Below are 19415 nucleotides of genomic sequence, written 5' to 3' on the forward strand. Positions count from 1 at the left end.
TTTGCCAGTGCTGCGTTTGCGAAGCAATGTCTTGTGAAGCGGGAAGTTTGCCCGCATAGCTAAACCCATGAGCGGCGGGGCGGAATTCGAGCTGGTTGGGGGCGAGGGCGGATCGCGCCTTGTCCTGACCGGCCCCTATCTCGTCTCGACCATCGGTGCGGTGGACGACGATATCCGCAGCATCGACGAGCAGATTTCGGAAATCGACCTGTCCGGCGTGTCCGAAATCGACACCGTGGGTGCCTGGGTCGCCTGGACGCTCGCCGCCCGTAACGAAGCGACGATCGTCGGCGCGAGCGAACGCGCGCTTCGCCTGCTCAAGGCCGTCCAGGATGCCGGCAACGACGCCACCATCGAAGCGCCGCGCAATCCGTTCTGGATCCGCATACCGAACCAGGTCGGCAAGATGGTCACCGAGATGGGCTACGGCTTCCTCGGGGTCATCGGCTTTCTCGGCCAGATCATCCTCGGCTTCGCTTCGATCATGCGCCATCCGACGCGCTTCCGTATCAAGGCGCTGGTTCGACAGCTCGAACTGGTCGGAGTAACGGCACTTCCGATCGTCGGGCTGATGAGCTTCCTTATCGGCATCGTGATCGCGCAGCAGGGCGCGGTGCAGCTCCAGCAATTCGGTGCCGAGACGCTGACGGTGAACCTCGTCGGCCGTATCACCCTGCGCGAACTCGGCGTGTTGATGACCGCGATCATGGTTGCCGGCCGTTCGGGTTCGGCCTTCGCGGCGCAGCTCGGCACGATGAAGCTGACCGAGGAAGTGGACGCGATGCGCACGATCGGCATCAGCCCGGTCGAGGCGCTGGTGATCCCGCGAATCCTTGCAGCCGTCATCATGATGCCGCTGCTCGGCTTCTATTCTTCCTGCGTCGCCATCGTCGGCGGCGCGGTCGTCGCCGACCTGTCGCTCGGCATCCCGTTCTTCACTTTCCTCGAGCGGATCAAGGAAGTGGTGCCGACCTACGACCTGTGGGTCGGGCTGATCAAGGCGCCGGTATTCGGCCTGATCGTCGCGCTATCAGGCTGCTACCAGGGCATGCAGGTGAAAGGTAACTCCGAAGAGGTGGGCCTGCGCACCACGCAGGCGGTCGTCTCGGCCATCTTCGCGGTCATCGTGCTCGATGCCTTCTTCGCGGTATTCTTCACCGAAGTGGGATGGGGCTGATGAACGCGGCGCGACAGGAAAAACCCGGCCAGCACGAGCGTTTTCGCGGCGATTATCCGATCGTCGTCGAAGGGCTCGTCAACCGTTTCGGCACCCAGACCGTCCACGAGGATCTCGACCTCAACGTCCGCCGCGGCGAAATCCTCGGCGTGGTTGGCGGGTCGGGTACGGGTAAATCGGTCCTGATGCGCTCGATCATCGGGCTCCAGCATCCCAACGAAGGCTATGTCGAGGTGCTCGGGCGCTCGATGACCGATGCCGAGCCGGACGAGGAAATCGGCGTGCGCAGCCGCTGGGGCGTAATGTTCCAGGGCGGCGCGCTGTTCTCGACCCTTACTGTAGGCGAGAATGTCGAAGTTCCGCTCAAGCAGTTCTACCCCGACATCGATGCCGACCTGCGCCGCGAGATCGCACGCTACAAGGTGATCCTATCCGGCCTGCCGGAAGAGGCTGCGAACAAGTTCCCGAGCGAGCTTTCTGGCGGCATGAAGAAACGCGCCGGACTTGCCCGTGCGCTCGCACTCGATCCCGAACTCCTGTTCCTCGACGAGCCGACTGCCGGCCTCGACCCGATCGGTGCGGCGAAGTTCGATAATCTGACCAAGGAACTGAAGGAAACGCTCGGCCTGACCGTGTTCCTGATCACCCACGATCTCGATACGCTCTACGCCATCTGCGACCGTGTGGCCGTGCTCGCCGATCGCAAGGTGATCGCGGTCGGCACGATTCCGGAACTGCTCGAAACCGAGCACCCGTGGATCCAGGAATATTTCAACGGACCTCGCGGGCGTGCTGCGCAGGAAACCGGTCGCCGTGCAGGCGTATTGGACAAAGCGAGCGAAACGGGGGCATAGGGGCAAACGAATGGAAACCCGCGCAAATCATCTCTGGGTCGGCATCGTGACCCTCGGCCTGCTGGCCGCGCTGGCGGCGTTCATCGTCTGGCTCGCGCAGCTCGGGCAGGGCGACCGGAAGGAATACGACATCCTGTTCCAGCAGTCGGTTTCCGGCCTCGCGCGCGGTTCCGAAGTCTCCTTCGCCGGCGTGCCGGTCGGACAGGTGAACGAGATCGTCCTTTACGAGAAAGACCCCGACTTCGTCCGCGTCCGCGTCGCCGTGCGCGAGGAAGTTCCGATTCTCGTCGGCACGACCGCGACCATCCAGGGCTCTTTCACCGGCGTTTCCACCATCCTGCTCGACGGCGCCCGCAACGGCGCGCCGCCGATCACCTGCGAGACGACGGCCTGCCCGGAAGGCAAGCCGGTCATCCCGCCGAAGGACGGCGGCCTCAACGCGCTCCTGTCCGACGCGCCGCTGCTGCTCGAGCGGCTGGCGACCCTGACCGAGCGGCTCAACAACCTGCTCGACGAGGGCAACCAGGAACAGATCGCCGGCATACTGCGCAACACCAATCGCATGACGGCCGAGCTGGCCGATGCCGCGCCGCGCATCGAAAGCACGATGGCGGAGCTGGAGAATACTCTGGCCGAGGCAGGGCAGGCGCTCGACGCCTTCGAGAAGGTCACGCTCTCGACCGACGAACTGCTCAACAAGGAAGGCGCCGCGCTCGCCAAGGAACTGCGCGGCACGCTCAATTCGGCGAACAAGGCGGCTGCCTCGCTGTCGGCCACGCTCGAGGATGCGCGCCCCGCGACGCGCCAGCTCGCCGAAAGCACGCTGCCTGCTGCCGAGGCGACCATGCAGGACCTGCGCGCCACCAGCCGCGCGCTGCGGCAGGTGACCGAGCGGATCGAGAACGAGGGGGCGGGCGCGCTTGTCGGCCAGCCTCCGCTGCCGGAATACGACCCATGATCGGGCGCATCGGAGTAACGGGAATGAAACGCAGCCTGCTCGCACCGGCCCTGCTGGCCTCCACGCTCGGCCTGTCGGGATGCATCAGCTTTGCAGCCGATCCGCCGCCGAGCCTGCTGACGCTCACGCCGCGCACCAGCCTGCCGGCCGGCTCGGCGGTGACGAGCACGCGCGATACCGCGATCGCCATCTACGAGCCTTCCGTGCCCCAGCGCATCAATGTGACGCGCGTGCCAGTGCAGGTCGACGACAGCTCGATCGCCTATCTCAAGGACGCAGTCTGGGTCGAAAAGCCCGCGCGGCTTTTCAAGATGCTGCTGTCGGAAACGATTTCGGCGCAGACCGGACGCGTGACGGTGGACGGCGAAGACCCGGCGATCCTCGCAGATGCCAAGCTGCGCGGCAGCTTGCGCCATTTCGGCTATGACGCGCCGACTTCTTCGGTCGTGGTGCAGTTCGACGCGGTGCGCGAAAGCGAGGAGGGCGTGATCGAATCCCGCCGCTTTGAAGCCACCGTGCCCGGCGTGCCGGCAGAGGCGGCTGCGGTCGGCGACGCGCTCAACCGTGCGGCGAACGATGTTGCCGCCGAAGTCGCGGAATGGGTCGGAAGCTAGCTTTCGTCCTTGGCGCGATCGCATTGGCGGTCGCCCCGCACCCATCGGTTGCGCATGAAAGCCGGCCCCGCGTCATCTACGCCACACAGTCGGGCGATGCCTCGATCGACAGCATTGCCTCCGGCGGCAATCCGTTCGCGACGGCCCTGATCGAGGCGCTCGATGCCGCACGCCCCGACGCGGTGCAGTCGATCGTCGATATGACAATCGAAGAAAGCGGAGGCGTGCAGATCCCCGATTTCGGAGCGCTGCCCATCGACACGAACTTGCGCCCGGCGGATGGTGAGAACGCCGTCGCTCTCGTGATCGTCTTCTCCGACTATGGCGACGATGCCGGGCTGCCAACCCTGCCGGGCGCGAGCTTCGATGCGGCGAGAGTCGCTGCGGCATTCACAAGGGCAGGCTTCGAGACGCAGCAGGTCATCGCAGCGGATCGCGCCGAATTCGAGGCGGCCTTATCGACGTTTCGTGCCGCCGCAGAAGTGGCCGATCGTTCCGTCATCTACACCACGGGTCACGGGACCGAGGTCGATGGCGAAATCTATCTCATTCCGCCCGAAGCCGATGGCGCGGACATGGCGCTCGAGCGCTTCATGCCGCTGGGCGTCGTGAGCGATGCTCTCGCCAGTGTGTCCGACGGGCTGTTGATCTACGCGGGCTGCAGGGACAACCCTTTCGGCCTCTAGCGAGCGAGCCTCACGAAGCGGAAGGCTTCGGCAAAGTCGCGCGCGCGCAGTTCGCGGCGGGCTTCGGCTTCGGCATCCTTGCCCCACATTTCCGCTTGCCAGTCCTCCTCGAGATTGGCGAGCGACCAGAGCGCATCGGGATCGGCAGCCTCCTCGAGCGCGGAAAGTCCGACGCAGAGCGATGCTGCCAGCGATGTCATCGCCTGGAGCCCTGCCAGCGTGAAAGCATCGAGTTCTGCGAGCCGGCGCTCCAGCCCGGCGAGGGTTTCGCGCGGTTGCTCGCGGTGGATGATGCCGCTGATCCGCTCGAACCGGATGCCTTCGCTCGCCTCGATGCGGGTGAGGACCGGCTCCCACATTTCTTCCTGCCTGCGAAACAGCGCTTCGCCCGGATCGGCGCGGTAGCACAGCGTGTCGGTCTCGGCGTAGGACAGCAGCTTGGCGATAGTCGGAACCTTGTCCGGCTTCACCTGGTCGATCGCGTAATCGGCATGGTCACGCAGGCGGAAGCTCGACGGGTCGATTTTCTCGCCCTGGGCGCGCCATTCCTCGGCCAGCGCCTCGGCAAGCTGGGCGGTCGGCAGGACCTGCCGCTCGCCGCCCTGCGTCTTGATCGGTCGCCCGTCGAGCAGCACTGCATGGCCGTCGTCCAGTTCGCCGACGGTCACATCCTTGTAGAAGCGCTTCATTGGTCGGGCGTCCGCCAGGTCCTTGCAAGGATGCGCGGCACAACCACGAAATCGACCACGCCGACCGCGATCAGCGCATAGGCGAGGTAGTCGGAGATACCGATCACCTCGTAGATGCCGAGGATACCGGCAAGGATCATGATCAGTCCGAACAGGCGGTTGAGGGTGATCAGGAAAAACCGCGCCTTGGCCGGGTCGGTCTGTTGCTGGTCGCTCATCGTAGCAATTCCTCGAGATGTTCCATGCTCGTCGCGACGGCTTCCGCGCCGTCGGCGAGCAGTTCCTGTACCGTGTGATAGCCCCAGTCGACGCCGATGCCGCGAACGTTAGCCGCGCGCGCCATTGCCATGTCGAAACTGGTGTCGCCGATCATCACCGCGTCACCCGGCTGCGTTCCTGCTTCAAACAGGGCGGCTTCGAGCATGGCGGGGTGCGGCTTCGACGGATGGCGATCGGCGGTTTGCAGGCTGACGAAATGACCCGTGAGACCATGCGTCGCAAGGCAGCTCTGCAGCCCGCGATCGGACTTGCCGGTCGCCACCGCGAGCTGCCAGTCCTGCGCGAGCAGGCGATCGAGCAGGGCGGCGATCCCATCGAACAGCGGCTCTTCCAGCCTGCCGTCCATACGGCGCGAGCGATAGGCATCCTTGTAGGCTTCGACAGCAATGGCGCGCTCGTCCTCGCTCGCCTGCGGGGCGAGCCGCGCGACGGCTTGCGGCAGGCTCAGGCCCACGATCCGGCGGATGTCGTGCCTGTCAGGCGCGGCAAGCGAAGCGGCCTCGAATGCCGTTTCCATCGATTCGCAAATGCTCGCCTGCCCGTCGACGAGCGTGCCGTCGCAGTCGAATACCGCGAGGCGGGGCATCAGCTCTTGCCCTTCGGACCCTTCGCGGGCCGACCGCCGGACTTCTTGCCGAGCTTCTTCTTGGGCTCCGGCCCGCGCGAACGGCGCTCGCCGCGGCGGGACTTGCGATATTGCTTGGCGTGCTGGCGCGCGGCCTGCTTCTTTTCCGCCTTGCTGCGTTCGGGCGGGCCCTGCTCGGGCTCGGCATCGCTCATCGAAGGATCGAAGCCGAGCTGTTCCATCGTCGCTGCGAAATGCTCGGGCAGTTCGGCAGTCACATCGAGCTTCTCGCCGCCCGGACCCGCGATGATCAGGCGTCGCGCGTGGAGGTGCATCTTGCGGCTGACGCTGCCGGTAAGGAAGGCGTCCTGCCCGCCATACTTGCCGTCGCCGACGATCGGGTGACCGATGGCGGCAAGATGGACGCGAAGCTGGTGGGTGCGGCCGGTCAGCGGTTCGAGTTCAACCCAGCTTGCCGCCTTGGCCGCCGCATCGACCACGCGGTAGCGGGTCCTGGCCGGCTGGCCGTTTTCCTCGTCGACGTGCATCTTCTCGCCGCCCGTTCCCGGCTGCTTGGCGAGGGCGGCATCGATCGTGCCTTCCCTGATGTCGGGGACGCCGACGACCAGCGCCCAGTAGATCTTCTTCGCCGACCGGCCCGAGAAGCGCTTCGAATAAGACGCGGCCGCGCCCGGCGTGCGCGCGACCAGCAGGACGCCGCTGGTGTCCTTGTCGAGCCGGTGGACGAGGCGCGGGCGCGGTTGGTCGTCGGAATGGAACGCGTCGAGAAGGCCGTCGACATGCTTGGTCGTCTTGCTGCCGCCCTGCGTCGCGAGGCCCGGCGGTTTGTTGAGCACGATAGCCGACTTGGTCTGCTTGATGACCATCGCCTGTGCCTGCTCGATTTCCTCGGGCTTCAGCTCGCGGCGCGGCTTAGCCTGCTTGTGCGGAGCTTCGCCGCCCGGCGGGACGCGCAGCACCTGTCCTGCCGAGAGGCGGTCTTCCGGCTTCACCCGCCCGCCGTCGACCCGCACCTGCCCGGTGCGCGCCCAGCGGCTGATGGTGGCGAATCCGATCTGCGGCAGGTTGCGCTTGAACCAGCGGTCGAGGCGGATGCCGTCGTCGTCTTCCGACACGGTGAACTGGCGTACTTTGTCGGTCATGCCGCCACCCGCATTACGATGAGGCCAATGTAGAGGGCCGCGAGACCGGTAAGAAGCGAGATCGCCGCATAGGTCAGCGCGAGCGAAATCTGCCCGCGCTCGATCAGCAGCATCATCTCGAGGCTGAAGGCGGAGAAGGTGGTGAACCCGCCGAGCAGACCGACACCGAGCAGCAGGCGCATCGGCTCGCCGCCCTGTCCCGCACGCGCCATCCATCCGGCAAGGAGCCCCATGGCGAGGCTCCCAACGACATTGGCGGTGAGCGTTGCCCACGGGAATGTGGTCACGGTCTTCACGCCGAGCATATGTGTCATCAGGCGCCCGAGCTGGTAGCGCCCGACCGCGCCGATCGCGCCGCCGAGTGCCACATAGGCCGTCGCCAATAGGGGAGAGACTGCTGTCATTGCCGCCCCCTTAGACGGGAGCGATGCGAAGGGGAAGGCGCTCAAAGCCTTGCCTTTATCGTCAATTTTCCTTATGTGCGCCCCAGTTCGAGCCGATCCGGAACGGATTCGGCCGCTTTTTCGTTTGTTTTATAGCGGTGTATCCCGCGCTTTTGCGGGCTCTCTCCGGTTGCTGTGAGGTGTTTGAATTTATGCAGATCATCGTTCGCGATAACAATGTCGACCAGGCCCTGCGCGCGCTCAAGAAGAAGCTGCAGCGCGAGGGGGTGTATCGCGAGATGAAGCTGCGTCGCCACTACGAAAAGCCGAGCGAGAAGCGCGCTCGCGAAAAGGCTGCGGCCGTTCGCCGCGCTCGCAAGCTCGAGCGCAAGCGTATGGAACGCGACGGTATCAAGTAAGAGCAGCTTGAACCCACAGCATTGTTAAGCCATCAGGGCGCGGACGTGATTCCGCGCCCTTTTGCTTTGCAGGGCGCCAATTCAGCAGGATTTTTCGATGGCCGAAGTTACCCGTGTTCCGCTGCAACCCATTGCCAAGGGCTCGCTGACCAAGCTGTGGCTCGGCGTGCTCGTCGCCATCCTGATCGGCGGCGGCCTTGCCTGGGCGACGATCCCGCGCGGCCTGACGGTGACCGAACTGACCGAGGGCAGCGGGCCGAGCCCGGCCGAAACCGACGTCGTGCTGGTCAATTACGTCGGCAAGCTGCCCAACGGCACCGTGTTCGACGAAGGCCAGCAGATCCCGCTGCCGCTCGAAAACATGATCGAGGGTTTCCGCGAAGGCGCGGTGCAGATGAAGAAGGGCGGCAAGTACGAACTCTACATCCCGTCGGCCAAGGGCTACGGCGCGGAAGAGAAGATCAATCCGCAGACCGGTGAAGTCGCGATTCCCGCTAATTCGGATCTCGTCTTCGAGGTCGAGCTGCTCGAGTTCATGAGCCGCGAGGACTACGAAATGCGCATGCAGATGATGCAGCAGATGATGCAGCAGCAGATGCAAGGCGCCGAAGGAGCAGGTGCGCCGCCGCAATAGGGCGGGCTCCTGCTTGAAGCCGTTTCGGGCCGCTGCTAGCGCGGCGGCCGAATTTCCAATGCTAGTGACGAAGGGCTAATCCTATGTCCGTCGATAAGGCCACCGTGGCGAAAATCGCCTCGCTGGCGCGGATCAAGATGACCGACGAAGAACTCGAGCGCATGGCGCCCGAGCTGTCCGGCATTCTCGACTGGGTCGAGCAGCTGGGCGAGGTCGATTGTGAAGGCGTCGAACCGATGACTGCCGTCATCCCCAACACCCTGCGCCTGCGCGACGATGTCGTGAATGCCGACCCCAAGACGGGCGGCGACCGGCGCGAGGATGTCCTCGCCAATGCACCGGTGGCCGAACACGGCTTCTTCGGCGTTCCGAAGGTGATCGAATAATGGGCGCGCTGACCGAACTCGGGATCAAGCAGATCCGCGACGGCGTTGCCGGCGGCGAATTCACCGCGCGCGAAGTGGCCGAGGCGTTCAACGCCGCGGTTGCCGGTGCGGCCGAACTCAACGCCTTCATCGTCACCACCCCCGACCACGCGCTTGCCGCCGCCGAGAAGGTCGACGCCGACCGCGCGGCCGGCAAGGAGCTCGGCTCGATGGCCGGCGTGCCGATCGGCATGAAGGACCTGTTCGCCACCCACGGCGTGCAGACCACTGCCGCGAGCCACATCCTCGAAGGGTTCAAGCCGCAGTACGAAAGCACCGTCTCGCAGAACCTGTGGGATGCGGGCGCGGGCATGCTGGGCAAGCTCAACCTCGACCAGTTCGCCATGGGTTCCTCGAACGAGACGTCCTATTTCGGCAATGTCGTCTCGCCCTGGCGCAAAGCCGGCGGCGGCAATACCGACATGAGCCCGGGCGGTTCGTCGGGTGGCTCGTCTGCCGCTGTCGCTGCACGCATCGCGCCTGCTGCAACCGGGACCGATACCGGCGGCTCGATCCGCCAGCCCGCCGCCTTCACCGGCATTTGCGGCATCAAGCCGACCTATGGCCGCTGCAGCCGCTGGGGTGTCGTCGCATTCGCTAGCAGCCTCGACCAGGCAGGCCCGATGGCCCGCAGCGTCGAGGATTGCGCGATCATGCTCGGCGCTATGGCCGGTTTCGACCCCAAGGATGCGACCTCGCTCCAGATGGATGTGCCGAACTGGGAAGCCGCACTGTCGGCCGACCTCAAGGGCAAGAAAGTCGGCATTCCGCGCGAATACCGCATGGACGGCACCGACGAGGAAATCCTCAAGAGCTGGGAGCAGGGCAAAGAATGGCTGCGCGATGCAGGTGCAGAGATCGTCGATATCTCGCTGCCGCATACGAAATACGCGCTGCCCGCCTATTATATCATCGCCCCGGCGGAAGCGTCGTCCAACCTCGCGCGTTATGACGGCGTGCGCTACGGCCTGCGCGACCTGCCCGACGGTGCGGGCCTGCAGGACATGTACGCCGCCACCCGCGAAGAGGGCTTCGGCGACGAAGTGAAGCGCCGCGTGCTGATCGGTACCTATGTGCTGAGCGCCGGCTTCTACGATGCCTATTACAACCAGGCGCAGAAGGTGCGGGCGCTGGTCGCGCGCGATTTCGAGAACGCGTGGAAGGAGTGCGACGTCATCCTCGCCCCGACCACGCCGACCGCGAGCTTCCCGCTCGGCGACAAGAGCGACGATCCGCTCGCGATGTATCTCAACGACGTGTTCGCCGTGCCTGCATCGCTCGCCGGCCTGCCCGCTATGAGCGTGCCCGCCATGACCAATGGCGACGGCCTGCCGCTCGGCCTGCAGCTGGTCGGCAAGCCGTTCGACGAGCAGGGCGTGCTGAACGCCGGCCTCGCCATCCAGCAGCGCGCCGGGTTCGACGCCAAGCCGGAGAAGTGGTGGGCATGATCTGGCTGGTGATCACGCTTGCTGCGCTTATCGCACTCGTCCTCTTCGCGGTCGTCATCTCGACCCGCATCGAGCACGGCGAGGCACGGTTCGACAGCCGGACCGGCAAGCAGATCACCGACACTACGATGAACCCGTCCGCCCCGGCCCGACCGGCGAAGCGGATGGAAACCAATTCAGACCAGAGCGGAACCGAAGAATGAGCACTTACCGCATCCAGGGCGCAACGGGCGAATGGGAGGTCGTGATCGGCCTCGAAGTCCACGCGCAGGTCACTTCGAAAGCCAAGCTGTTCAGCGGCGCCTCGACCGAGTTCGGGGCCGAGCCGAACTGCAACGTCAGCCTCGTCGACGCAGCGATGCCGGGCATGCTCCCGGTGCCGAACCGCGAGTGCATCCGCCAGGCGGTGCGCACGGGCATGGCGATCGAGGCGCAGATCAACAAGTGGTCGCGCTTCGACCGGAAGAACTACTTCTACGCCGACCTCCCGCAGGGCTACCAGATCAGCCAGCTCTACCACCCGCTGGTGGGCGAGGGCACGCTGACGATCGAGGCCGACGAGAAGGCTGGCATCCCGGATGACAAGGTCATCGGCATCGAGCGCATCCATGTCGAGCAGGACGCGGGCAAGCTGATGCACGACCAGCATCCGACCATGTCCTATGTCGACCTCAACCGCTGCGGTGTCGCGCTGATGGAAATCGTCAGCCGCCCGGACATGCGCTCGCCCGCCGAGGCCGGTGCCTATGTCCGCAAGCTGCGCACCATCCTTCGCTACGTCGGCTCGTGCGACGGCAACATGGAAGAAGGCTCGATGCGCGCCGACGTCAACGTGTCGGTCCGCCGCCCGGGCGAGGAATTCGGCACGCGTACCGAAACCAAGAACGTCAACTCGGTCCGTTTCGTCATGCAGGTGATCGAGCACGAGGCGAACCGCCAGGTCGACCTGATCGAGAACGGCGGCGAAGTGGTGCAGGAAACGCGCCTGTTCGACCCGAACACCGGCACAACCCGCTCCATGCGCTCGAAGGAAGATGCGCATGATTACCGCTACTTCCCCGATCCGGACCTGCTGCCGCTCGAACTCGAGGACAGCTTCCTCGAGGAATGCCGCGCATCGCTGCCCGAACTGCCCGACGCCAAGCGCGACCGCTATACCGGCGAGCTGGGGCTGAGCGACTACAACGCTCGCGAACTGACCGCCGAGGTCGAAACGTTCGCGCGCTTCGAAACGCTGCTGTCGGCAACCGCCGACGCGCTCGGCAAGAGCGAGAAGGACGTTGCGACCCAGGTCGCGAACTGGTCTCTCTCGGTCGCTCCGGGTGTCGCCAAGGCGCTGGGCGACGAGGCAGACATGGCCAATTCGACTGCCGAAGCGCAGGCGAGCATCCTCAAGATGCAGGACAAGGGCGAGATTTCCGGCGGCCAGGCCAAGGAAATCTACGAAATCGTCCTCAAGACCGGTCGCGATCCGGAAGAGATCGCCGATAGCGAGGGCCTCAAGCAGGTCAGTGACACCGGCGCGATCGAAAGCGCGATCGACGAAATCCTCGCCAACAATTCCGACAAGGTCGAAGAATATCGCGGCGGCAAGGACAAGCTGTTCGGCTTCTTCGTCGGCCAGACTATGAAGGCGATGCAGGGCAAGGCGAATCCGGCAGTGGTCAACCAGATCCTCAAGGACAAGCTCGGCTAGACGTCGCTAACGCATTGAAACTGCACCGATGTTAAGTTTTGCGTGCGGTTCGGTATTTCCAAGCTAGATTGGGCTGATGCCTGACCTGGGGTTTTTGGCCGAATCGAGTATCGACCACCTGCGTCTCATGCTGAACGTGGGGCGAATGGGCGCATGGGAACTCGACGTCGCATCGGGTAAGGCTTGGCGAAACCGCAGGCATGACGAGATATTCGGCTACCCCGATGGACTGCCCGAATGGACGTACGACATCTTCCTGACGCATATCGATCCGGAGCACCGCGAGCGGGTCGACGCCCTTCAGCAGCACGCGATCCAGCACGGAGATGAATGGGTCTTCGAATGCCCGATCCAGCGCGCCGATGGCCAGCGCCGCTGGATCAGCGCGGCTGGCGCGCCGCTGAAGGACGATAGCGGGCAGGTCGCCAAGCTGATCGGCCATGTGATCGACATTACCGAGACGAAGCACAATGAAGACCGCCTAAGCCTGCTCAATGGCGAGCTCGATCACCGGGTGCGGAACCTGTTCGCCATGATCAAGGCGATGATCACGCTGGCAGCGCGCGATGGCGGTGATGTGGCAAGTTTCTCCGAAAGCCTCGCCGGCCGCGTTGCTGCGCTCGCCCGGGCGCATGATCTGATCGCGCTCGATCTCGACGAACAGATTGCGCCGGAAGATATCGTCCGGCGCGAGATCGACGCCTATCCCGAGTTTCGCGACCGGATCGACTTCGACGTGCAAAGCAAGGTCCAGCTGCCGGCAAGCAAGGCCCAGCGCTTCGCGATGATCGTCCACGAGCTGATGACCAATGCGATCAAGTACGGCGCCTTCGCCAACGATACGGGCCGCGTGCGGTTCTCGCTTGCCGATGACGAAGACGGCCATGTCGTTGCCACCTGGACCGAGAGCGGAGGGCCACCCCGCGCTCCAGAACCGCGCCAGGGTTTCGGCTCACGCCTGATCGGGAGCGCCCTCGGCCCGGACGGCCAAGTCGAACTCGGCTTCGAACCCGAAGGACGGGTTTGCGTTATTCGCATGAACCGGTGATATTTTCGCCCAAATGTCGCTCAAATACTATTCGGGATTTTCTTCCGAACTAAAATAGAGCACGGACGTATATCTAACAGGGACACATACGGGGGTCGTTCCACATGAGAAAATTTGCGCTTGGTTGCGCGCTTGTCGCGCAGCTTCTCTATCCTGTGCACGCTGCTGCGCGCACGAAGGACTTCGCGCTGCAGGGCTATGCTCTTCCGGCTGGCAAGGAAGTCACGGTCGTGCTGATGCGGCCGGACGTCGATGTAGGCGAGCTGCAGGCTGGCGGCATGCCGGAACCGAATGCCGAATGGACCGAAGCTGCCCGCACCAACATCCACGCGGCTCTGAAGGCCGAACTCGAAGGTCGCGAGATCAACTTCGTCGAGATGGAAACGCAGCTGGCCGGCTATACCCAGCGCCGCCAGGACGCCATTCTCGCGCAGTGCACCGAGCAGGAAAAGGCCGAACTCGCTGCCAAGGCCGAGGCTGAAGCCGCAGTCGAAGCCGAAGCGATGATGGAAGACGCGGTCGATGAGGCCGTCCAACTCACCGCAGAAGAGCTCGCGGCACGCGAAGAAGCGCGCCTCGCTGCAGAAGCTCAGGCCAAGGCTGCCGCCGAAGCGGAGCTCGAGCGTGAAATCCGCGTTTGCGCGACCGAACGCGCCGGCGATGTGATCGATCCGGACAAGCTGGTTGCCGACTACGACGCACTCCACGGCGCAGTCGTCGATGCGATCATCGCGCACAAGTACAATTACGGTGGCGGCAAGCTGCCGACCCAGAAGGAAACCTTCGAATACACGCTCGGCCCGGGCACTGCCGCGCTGGGTGAGGTGGCGGACGCCAACTACGGCCTGTTCGTGATGACCAACGACCAGTTCGCCAGTGGCGGCCGCAAGGCTATGCAGGTCGCAGGTGCGCTCGGCTGCCTCATCGGTGCATGCATGATCGTCTCGGGCGGCACGCATGTTGCCTATGTCTCGCTGGTCGAGCTCGAAACCGGCAACATCGTCTGGTTCAACGTCCAGCGTGGCTCGGAAGGCGACGTTCGCGAAGTTGACGGCGCGCAGAAGATGGTTGCGACTATCCTCACCGGCATGCCGACAAAGCCGGGCCAGCGCGCGGCTGCTTCTTCCGGAGCACCGAACTGATGCTGCGCCGTCCGGGCCTTACGGCGCGGGCGGCTCTCTGGCTGGCGGGCACGTCGCTCGCCGCCACGCCGCTCGCGGCGCAGCAACAGGCGGCTCAGGCGGCTGCATCGGCCGCCGACAGCCAGGCGGCATCGATCGAGGCGCTCTACGTCCCGACGGACGATGACGAGCGCGGTCTGTGGATGCAGATGGACGAGATCGAGCGGGACCGGAAAACCTCCCCGCTCGTGATCCACGACGAGCAGATAAACGCCTACGTAAAATCCGTCCTGTGCAAGACGGTGGGCGAGGCGAAATGCGCCAACGTGCGCCTCTACATCGTGCGCACGCCGCAGTTCAACGCGACCATGGCGCCCAACGGCATGATGGAAGTTTGGTCGGGCCTGCTGCTACGGATGGAGAACGAGGCGCAACTCGCTGCTGTTCTCGGCCACGAGTACACGCATTTCGAGGAGCGCCATTCGGTGCGCCTGTTCCGCAATGCGAAGGACAAGACCAATGCGGCCGGGTTCCTCAACCTGATCCCGTTCGGCGGTCTCATCGGCCTCGGCCTGCTCACCTCGATCTTCGGCTTCTCGCGGGAGATGGAGCGCGATGCAGATGCCGGTAGCGTCGATTACCTCGCGAAGGCCGGATACGATACGGCGGAGATCGCGAAGATCTGGTCGCGCCTGCGCGACGAGATGGATCGCACTGCCGAGGCGCGCAATACCAAGAGCCGCAAGGACAAGAACGGCGGCCTCTTCGGCACTCATCCGCCCAGCGCGGAGCGGGTCGAGACGCTGCGCGAAGCTGCTCTCGCCAACCCGGGTGTGCCCGGTGCGACGGGCGAGCAGGAGTTCCGCCAGGCGATGGTCCAGTACTGGCCCGAGTTCGTCGAGGACCAGCTCAAGCTGAACGATTTCGGCGGGAGCGAATTCCTCCTCGAAAGCCTCGCGTCCGACGGCTGGACGCCCGGCCTGCTCTATGCGCGGGCCGAGCTCTACCGGCGCCAGAACGACAAGGTCAGGTTCGCCGAGGCAGCGGGTTTCTACGACGAAGCCATCGCCGGCGGCGGGGAGATTGCCGAACTTTGGCGGGGCCGCGGCCTCGTCAGGATGAAACTGGGGCAGGCCGACGAAGGCCGCGCCGATCTCAAGGAATATTTGCGGCGATCGCCCAATGCGGCGGATGCGCCGATGATCGCCATGGTCGCAGGAGTACAGCTATGAAACTGAAGTCTATCGCATTCGCCGCAGCCGCGGTTTCCCTCGTCGCTGCCGCGCCTGCCCATGCAGGCTGGAAGCTGGTCGAAGGCGGCCAGTCGCACGAAGTCGCCAAGTCCGACCTGACGATTACCCCGTCGGTCGACTGGAACCGCAACACCAGCCGCCCGATCAAGCGCAGCGAGATCTGGACGCTCGAAGGCACGACGCTCAACGAAGTCTACTTCGTCGGCGGCCTCGACGAGGGCAAGACGCTGTTCAAGGAATTCGACAAGAAGGGCAATCCGCTGCCCAAGATGGCGAGTGGCATGCTGCTGACCGACATCCCCGAATTCTACGAAAGCTCGACCCGCACCGCGCTCGGCACTTCGCTGTTCGAGATCGAGTCGGTCGAACCGACGACCTTCGCCGGTCAGCCGGGCGTGAAGTTCACCTTTCACTACGGCATCCAGAACGACGCCCTGATCCGCAAGGGAATGGCGATGGGCACGATGGTCGACGGCAAGCTCTTCCTTGCCAGCTACATCGCGCCGTCGGTCTATTATTTCGACCGCGACCTCGCCAAGGCAGAGGCGCTGATGAAAAGCGCGCGCATGGGCGGCTGAGCTCGCTTGCATCGCAGCCACGAAAAAGGGCGCCGGGGTATCCCCTCGGCGCCCTTTCTCTTTGGCTTGTAGAAGAGCCGGGGCTTAGCCCTGGCGCTCACCCGTAAGGGCCATGTCGCCGAACGCGCCGGCGTTGACCTTGCCGGTCAGCTGGTCGCCGTCGACCGTCGCTTCGCAGTTGAGCGTCATCGGCATCGGGACCGTCATGTTCATCTTCCAGGTCAGCGTGTTGCCGTCGATCTTGCCGTCGTCGACATCCATCGAACCCATGCCGCCGGCCATCGAGCCGGTGAAGGTGTTGCCGTCGTCGCCCGGGACCACGGTGAAAGTGCCCTTCTGGTCGCCCATCGGGCTCTTCACGACGGTATCGTAGGTTCCTGCAACAGACATATTGAACTCCTCTTGTGTGCGTAACTTAGCGCAGGGGCTGCATTGCCCCTGCTTACATCAATGTCAACAAGCTCACTCGGCGTCCGTTCCGGACATCTCCCGCACTTCGACCGGTAGGCCAAGTGCTTCGAGCTGCGGCTCCACGACCGAGGCATCACCTACCACGACGAAGACGAGGTCGTCGCCCTTGAAATTGGCAAGGGCCTTCGCGTCCAGTTCTTCGGCGGTCAGCGCCTTGTACTTGTCGGCGAGCGTTTCGTAGTAGTCGTCGGGACGGTTGTAGGTGACGATGTTGGCGATCCCGCCAAGCACGTCGCCACTCGTCTCGAACCGGCCGGGCAGTTCGCGAACGTTACCGTTGATGAGCCGGACGAGCTCTTCCTCGGTCACGCCCTGGCCGTCGGTATAGGCGGTCAGGTCCTTGAGCAGTTCGGTGATGGAATCGCCCGTGCGATCGGCCTGGACCGGTGCGTAGATCAGGAAGCCGAGGCGATCCTGCGGCTGCTGGAGCAGGCTGCGGACGCCGTATGACCAGCCCTTGGTCTCGCGCAGGTTCATGTTGATCCGGCTGAGGAAGCTGCCGCCGAACACCTCGTTGGCCGCTGCGAGCGAGACGTTGTCGTCGGTTCCCATGCCGTCAAGCACGCGGCCGCCGAGGATCACCGACTGCGGCGAATTCGGGCGGTTGATCAGCACGATGCGCGAGCCCTGCTGGGTCGGAATCGGGGCCTCGTAGGATTTCACCGGTGCGGTGACGGCGGGCGCTTCCCAATTGCCGAAGGTCTTCTCGAGCAGCGCAGTCGCTTCAGTGACCGACATGTCGCCGACCATGAAGACGCGGGCGCGGTCCGGGCGCAGCCACATCTGGTGAAAGTCGCGCAGCTCCTGCGATGTGAGCGAGGCCACGACCTCCGGATCGCCGGTGCCGGTCGGCGGCATGCCGTAAGGGTGATCCGGGCCGTAGAGGATCGGGGCGAGGGCGCGCTGGCCGATTGCCGCCGGGTTGTTCAGCTCGTTCTTGATGCGGGTGAGCTGCTGGGTGCGCACGCGCTCCAGCTCGCCTTCATCGAACGCGGGATTGCGCACGAAGTCGGCCAGCAGGTCGAGCGACGGCTCGAGGTTGGGAGCGAGGGCGTCGAGATCGAAATAGGTGCTGTCGGCATCCGAACGGGCGCTGATGCGCGCGCCGTAGCGTTCCTGCTCGATCGCGAACTCGGTCGAATCGAGGCTGGTCGTACCTTCATTCATCGTGCTCAGCATGAGCGAGTGCAGGCCGAGCTTGTCGCGCGGGTCGGCTGCGAAACCGGCATCGAACTGGACGCGGGTGATGACCACCTGCGCGCCGGGGCGGCGTGCGAAGTAGACTTCCATCCCGTTCGACAGGGTGGCGCGTTCGATATCCGGGAAGTCGAGCGGCTTGAGTTCGCCCACTTCCGGCAGCTGCGAACGGTCGGCCTCGGCCACGCTCGATGCGCCCTGCATCGAGATCGGGCTGGAATAGAACGCCGGGCTGGCGAGGCCGGAGCTGTCGCCGCCTTCGATCACGAAGCCGCCGCGGTTCTCGCCACCTTCCTGCCGCTCGCCGGGTTCGACGCGTAGCTTGAAGACCGGTCGTGCGAGCCAGGTGGCGGTCACATCGCGAACCTGTGCCGGGGTGAGCGTCGCAGCGCGCTCCAGCGCCTTGCGATAGGCGGCAGGGTCGCCCTGGTAGAGCAGCCCTTCGGCCAGCGTCGGTGCCTTGCCGCTGAAACCGCCGTTCTGTTCGAGGCCGCGGATTTCGCCTGCGGCATAGGTCGTTAGAGCGCGGTCGAGTTCGTCCTGCGTCGGACCTTCGACCATGAACTTGGCGATTTCCTCGTCGAGCGCGGCAGCAACCACGTCGGGATCGACGCCCGGAGCCGCATCGGCGTAGGCGGTGAACTGGCCGGCCTGGGCGAAGATCGATGCGCGCGCGACGACGCGCACGGCAAGCTTCTTCTCACGTACCAGCACGTTGTCGAGGCGCGAGGAGGCGAGGCCGCCCAGCACGATGCCGCCTGCCGAAAGCGGCAGGTAGTCGGGATTGTCGAGGCCGGGGACCGCCCACATGCGATAGATGCGCGTAGTCGCGACCTGGTCGTAGATCGTCTTCGACTTGTCTTCCGGCAGCGTCGGGACCGGCGCTTCGACCTTGCGGGTTTCAGGCCCGCGCTTGATCGCGCCGAACCACTTGGTCACCTTCGCCTTGGCCGTGGGGGTGTCGATATCGCCCGACAGGACGAGGATCGCGTTGTTCGGGCCGTAATTGTCGCGGAACCACTGCTTCACGTCTTCCAGCGTCGCGGACGACAGGTCGTCCATCGAGCCGATGGTCGAGTGGTGATAGGGGTGGCCCGAGGGGTAGAGGTTCTCCAGCTCCTCGTACTCGACGAGGCCGTAGGGCTGGTTGTCGCCCTGGCGTTTCTCGTTCTGGACGACGCCGATCTGGTTATCGAGCTTCTCCTGCGTGACCGCGCCGAGCAAATAGCCCATGCGGTCGCTTTCGAGCATCAGCGCCCGGTCGAGCGCGCCGGTCGGCACGGTCTCGAAATAGTTGGTGCGGTCGAACCAGGTGGTGCCGTTGAAGTCGGTTGCGCCGACCTGCTGCAGCGGTTCGAAGAAGTCGCCCGGCGCGTTTTCCGAGCCGTTGAACATCAGGTGCTCGAACAGGTGGGCAAAACCCGTCTTGCCTTCCGGCTCGTGCTTCGAGCCGACGTTGTACCACACGCTGACCGCGACGATCGGGGCTTTGCGATCCTCGTGGACGAGGACGGTGAGGCCGTTGTCGAGCTGGAACTGGTCGTAGGGGATCGAAACCTTTTCGATGAGCTCGGCAACCGGTGCCGGCTCGGCCATGTCGGCGCTTTCGGCGATCATTTCCGCTTCGTCGGTTGCCGCCTGCGCGGTGCTTTCGACGTCCGCGTAGTTCGAGCAGGCGCCAAGCGAGAATGCGATGACCGCGAGGCTCGCGGTAGCGAAGGATTTGCGCATAGGTTTCAGTCCCCTTGTTGCGTGGA

At 64.6% G+C, this 19415-nt stretch carries 22 protein-coding genes; 15 read left to right on the forward strand and 7 right to left on the reverse strand.

Features of this window, described 5'->3' with window-relative positions:
- Positions 1 to 67: 67 nt before the first annotated feature.
- The 5 genes from EO245_RS05405 to EO245_RS05425 are packed head-to-tail and all read left to right on the forward strand — an operon-like array spanning position 68 to position 4289.
- Positions 68 to 1177 carry an ABC transporter permease gene (locus tag EO245_RS05405; protein ID WP_128891965.1) on the forward strand — a complete coding sequence of 370 codons (1110 nt, stop codon included), beginning with the start codon at positions 68 to 70 and terminating at the stop codon, positions 1175 to 1177.
- Positions 1177 to 2031 carry an ABC transporter ATP-binding protein gene (locus EO245_RS05410; RefSeq protein ID WP_128891966.1) on the forward strand — a complete coding sequence of 285 codons (855 nt, stop codon included), beginning with the start codon at positions 1177 to 1179 and terminating at the stop codon, positions 2029 to 2031. Before EO245_RS05405 ends, EO245_RS05410 begins: the two co-directional genes overlap by 1 nt.
- A gap of 10 nt (positions 2032 to 2041) precedes the next feature.
- The gene (locus EO245_RS05415) at positions 2042 to 2989 is read left to right on the forward strand and encodes an MlaD family protein (RefSeq protein ID WP_128891967.1); all 948 of its coding nucleotides are present in this window, start codon (positions 2042 to 2044) and stop codon (positions 2987 to 2989) included.
- A 23-nt stretch (positions 2990 to 3012) separates the two neighbouring features.
- Entirely contained in the window at positions 3013 to 3603 is a 591-nt protein-coding gene (locus tag EO245_RS05420; RefSeq protein ID WP_128891968.1) for an ABC-type transport auxiliary lipoprotein family protein, read from the forward strand.
- The gene (locus tag EO245_RS05425; RefSeq protein WP_128891969.1) at positions 3588 to 4289 is read left to right on the forward strand and encodes a caspase family protein; all 702 of its coding nucleotides are present in this window, start codon (positions 3588 to 3590) and stop codon (positions 4287 to 4289) included. The genes EO245_RS05420 and EO245_RS05425 overlap by 16 nt, the downstream gene beginning before the upstream one ends.
- On the opposite strand, the gene EO245_RS05430 is transcribed toward EO245_RS05425, so the two are convergent.
- Genes EO245_RS05430 through crcB form a run of 5 tightly spaced genes read right to left on the reverse strand, consistent with a single transcriptional unit; the run spans position 4286 to position 7389 of the window.
- Positions 4286 to 4978 carry an ATP12 family chaperone protein gene (locus EO245_RS05430; protein WP_128891970.1) on the reverse strand — a complete coding sequence of 231 codons (693 nt, stop codon included), beginning with the start codon at positions 4976 to 4978 and terminating at the stop codon, positions 4286 to 4288. The two genes, EO245_RS05425 and EO245_RS05430, sit on opposite strands and share 4 nt — an antisense overlap.
- Positions 4975 to 5196, reverse strand: a complete 222-nt coding sequence (locus tag EO245_RS05435) for a hypothetical protein (protein ID WP_128891971.1) — start codon at positions 5194 to 5196, stop codon at positions 4975 to 4977. Before EO245_RS05435 ends, EO245_RS05430 begins: the two co-directional genes overlap by 4 nt.
- The gene (locus tag EO245_RS05440; RefSeq protein ID WP_128891972.1) at positions 5193 to 5843 is read right to left on the reverse strand and encodes an HAD-IA family hydrolase; all 651 of its coding nucleotides are present in this window, start codon (positions 5841 to 5843) and stop codon (positions 5193 to 5195) included. Before EO245_RS05440 ends, EO245_RS05435 begins: the two co-directional genes overlap by 4 nt.
- On the reverse strand, positions 5843 to 6985 hold the full coding sequence (locus tag EO245_RS05445) for an RluA family pseudouridine synthase (RefSeq protein WP_128891973.1): 1143 nt from the start codon (positions 6983 to 6985) through the stop codon (positions 5843 to 5845). Before EO245_RS05445 ends, EO245_RS05440 begins: the two co-directional genes overlap by 1 nt.
- The gene (crcB, locus tag EO245_RS05450; RefSeq protein WP_199798687.1) at positions 6982 to 7389 is read right to left on the reverse strand and encodes a fluoride efflux transporter CrcB; all 408 of its coding nucleotides are present in this window, start codon (positions 7387 to 7389) and stop codon (positions 6982 to 6984) included. Before crcB ends, EO245_RS05445 begins: the two co-directional genes overlap by 4 nt.
- Before the next feature lie 191 nt (positions 7390 to 7580).
- Here crcB and rpsU point away from each other — a divergent pair, with 191 nt between their 5' ends.
- The 10 genes from rpsU (at position 7581) to EO245_RS05500 (ending at position 15990) form a co-directional block, all read left to right on the forward strand.
- The gene (gene rpsU / locus EO245_RS05455; protein WP_034952298.1) at positions 7581 to 7787 is read left to right on the forward strand and encodes a 30S ribosomal protein S21; all 207 of its coding nucleotides are present in this window, start codon (positions 7581 to 7583) and stop codon (positions 7785 to 7787) included.
- Positions 7788 to 7884: 97 nt separating this feature from the next.
- Entirely contained in the window at positions 7885 to 8421 is a 537-nt protein-coding gene (locus EO245_RS05460; protein WP_128891974.1) for an FKBP-type peptidyl-prolyl cis-trans isomerase, read from the forward strand.
- Positions 8422 to 8504: 83 nt separating this feature from the next.
- Positions 8505 to 8807, forward strand: coding sequence for an Asp-tRNA(Asn)/Glu-tRNA(Gln) amidotransferase subunit GatC (gatC, locus tag EO245_RS05465; RefSeq protein ID WP_128891975.1), 303 nt, complete (start codon positions 8505 to 8507; stop codon positions 8805 to 8807).
- Positions 8807 to 10294 carry an Asp-tRNA(Asn)/Glu-tRNA(Gln) amidotransferase subunit GatA gene (gene gatA, locus EO245_RS05470; RefSeq protein ID WP_128891976.1) on the forward strand — a complete coding sequence of 496 codons (1488 nt, stop codon included), beginning with the start codon at positions 8807 to 8809 and terminating at the stop codon, positions 10292 to 10294. The genes gatC and gatA overlap by 1 nt, the downstream gene beginning before the upstream one ends.
- Positions 10285 to 10497, forward strand: coding sequence for a hypothetical protein (locus EO245_RS05475; RefSeq protein WP_128891977.1), 213 nt, complete (start codon positions 10285 to 10287; stop codon positions 10495 to 10497). The genes gatA and EO245_RS05475 overlap by 10 nt, the downstream gene beginning before the upstream one ends.
- Positions 10494 to 11990: an Asp-tRNA(Asn)/Glu-tRNA(Gln) amidotransferase subunit GatB gene (gene gatB, locus EO245_RS05480; RefSeq protein ID WP_128891978.1), complete on the forward strand. Its 1497-nt coding sequence runs from the start codon at positions 10494 to 10496 to the stop codon at positions 11988 to 11990. The genes EO245_RS05475 and gatB overlap by 4 nt, the downstream gene beginning before the upstream one ends.
- A 94-nt stretch (positions 11991 to 12084) precedes the next feature.
- Positions 12085 to 13038 carry a sensor histidine kinase gene (locus EO245_RS05485; protein WP_164931266.1) on the forward strand — a complete coding sequence of 318 codons (954 nt, stop codon included), beginning with the start codon at positions 12085 to 12087 and terminating at the stop codon, positions 13036 to 13038.
- Between the two features lie 104 nt (positions 13039 to 13142).
- Positions 13143 to 14180, forward strand: coding sequence for a hypothetical protein (locus EO245_RS05490; RefSeq protein ID WP_128891980.1), 1038 nt, complete (start codon positions 13143 to 13145; stop codon positions 14178 to 14180).
- The gene (locus tag EO245_RS05495) at positions 14180 to 15391 is read left to right on the forward strand and encodes a M48 family metallopeptidase (protein ID WP_128891981.1); all 1212 of its coding nucleotides are present in this window, start codon (positions 14180 to 14182) and stop codon (positions 15389 to 15391) included. The genes EO245_RS05490 and EO245_RS05495 overlap by 1 nt, the downstream gene beginning before the upstream one ends.
- Positions 15388 to 15990 (forward strand): hypothetical protein, encoded by a 603-nt coding sequence (locus EO245_RS05500; RefSeq protein WP_128891982.1) that lies wholly within the window; start codon positions 15388 to 15390, stop codon positions 15988 to 15990. The genes EO245_RS05495 and EO245_RS05500 overlap by 4 nt, the downstream gene beginning before the upstream one ends.
- An 84-nt stretch (positions 15991 to 16074) precedes the next feature.
- Here EO245_RS05500 and EO245_RS05505 read toward each other — a convergent pair whose 3' ends face one another.
- Together EO245_RS05505 and EO245_RS05510 are read right to left on the reverse strand one after the other, a co-directional pair.
- Positions 16075 to 16380, reverse strand: a complete 306-nt coding sequence (locus tag EO245_RS05505) for a hypothetical protein (RefSeq protein ID WP_128891983.1) — start codon at positions 16378 to 16380, stop codon at positions 16075 to 16077.
- A 72-nt stretch (positions 16381 to 16452) separates the two neighbouring features.
- Positions 16453 to 19389: a pitrilysin family protein gene (locus tag EO245_RS05510; RefSeq protein WP_128891984.1), complete on the reverse strand. Its 2937-nt coding sequence runs from the start codon at positions 19387 to 19389 to the stop codon at positions 16453 to 16455.
- Positions 19390 to 19415 lie beyond the last annotated feature (26 nt).

Origin of the sequence: Erythrobacter sp. HKB08, from assembly GCF_004114695.1 — a bacterium.
GTDB lineage: Bacteria > Pseudomonadota > Alphaproteobacteria > Sphingomonadales > Sphingomonadaceae > Parerythrobacter_A.

Coding starts and splice junctions, on each gene's coding strand:
- EO245_RS05405 (WP_128891965.1), top strand. CDS start 68: ATGAGCGGCGGGGCGGAATTCGAGCTGGTTGGGGGCGAGGGCGGATCG.
- EO245_RS05410 (WP_128891966.1), top strand. CDS start 1,177: ATGAACGCGGCGCGACAGGAAAAACCCGGCCAGCACGAGCGTTTTCGC.
- EO245_RS05415 (WP_128891967.1), top strand. CDS start 2,042: ATGGAAACCCGCGCAAATCATCTCTGGGTCGGCATCGTGACCCTCGGC.
- EO245_RS05420 (WP_128891968.1), top strand. CDS start 3,013: ATGAAACGCAGCCTGCTCGCACCGGCCCTGCTGGCCTCCACGCTCGGC.
- EO245_RS05425 (WP_128891969.1), top strand. CDS start 3,588: ATGGGTCGGAAGCTAGCTTTCGTCCTTGGCGCGATCGCATTGGCGGTC.
- EO245_RS05430 (WP_128891970.1), bottom strand. CDS start 4,978: ATGAAGCGCTTCTACAAGGATGTGACCGTCGGCGAACTGGACGACGGC.
- EO245_RS05435 (WP_128891971.1), bottom strand. CDS start 5,196: ATGAGCGACCAGCAACAGACCGACCCGGCCAAGGCGCGGTTTTTCCTG.
- EO245_RS05440 (WP_128891972.1), bottom strand. CDS start 5,843: ATGCCCCGCCTCGCGGTATTCGACTGCGACGGCACGCTCGTCGACGGG.
- EO245_RS05445 (WP_128891973.1), bottom strand. CDS start 6,985: ATGACCGACAAAGTACGCCAGTTCACCGTGTCGGAAGACGACGACGGC.
- crcB (WP_199798687.1), bottom strand. CDS start 7,389: ATGACAGCAGTCTCTCCCCTATTGGCGACGGCCTATGTGGCACTCGGC.
- rpsU (WP_034952298.1), top strand. CDS start 7,581: ATGCAGATCATCGTTCGCGATAACAATGTCGACCAGGCCCTGCGCGCG.
- EO245_RS05460 (WP_128891974.1), top strand. CDS start 7,885: ATGGCCGAAGTTACCCGTGTTCCGCTGCAACCCATTGCCAAGGGCTCG.
- gatC (WP_128891975.1), top strand. CDS start 8,505: ATGTCCGTCGATAAGGCCACCGTGGCGAAAATCGCCTCGCTGGCGCGG.
- gatA (WP_128891976.1), top strand. CDS start 8,807: ATGGGCGCGCTGACCGAACTCGGGATCAAGCAGATCCGCGACGGCGTT.
- gatB (WP_128891978.1), top strand. CDS start 10,494: ATGAGCACTTACCGCATCCAGGGCGCAACGGGCGAATGGGAGGTCGTG.
- EO245_RS05490 (WP_128891980.1), top strand. CDS start 13,143: ATGAGAAAATTTGCGCTTGGTTGCGCGCTTGTCGCGCAGCTTCTCTAT.
- EO245_RS05495 (WP_128891981.1), top strand. CDS start 14,180: ATGCTGCGCCGTCCGGGCCTTACGGCGCGGGCGGCTCTCTGGCTGGCG.
- EO245_RS05500 (WP_128891982.1), top strand. CDS start 15,388: ATGAAACTGAAGTCTATCGCATTCGCCGCAGCCGCGGTTTCCCTCGTC.
- EO245_RS05505 (WP_128891983.1), bottom strand. CDS start 16,380: ATGTCTGTTGCAGGAACCTACGATACCGTCGTGAAGAGCCCGATGGGC.
- EO245_RS05510 (WP_128891984.1), bottom strand. CDS start 19,389: ATGCGCAAATCCTTCGCTACCGCGAGCCTCGCGGTCATCGCATTCTCG.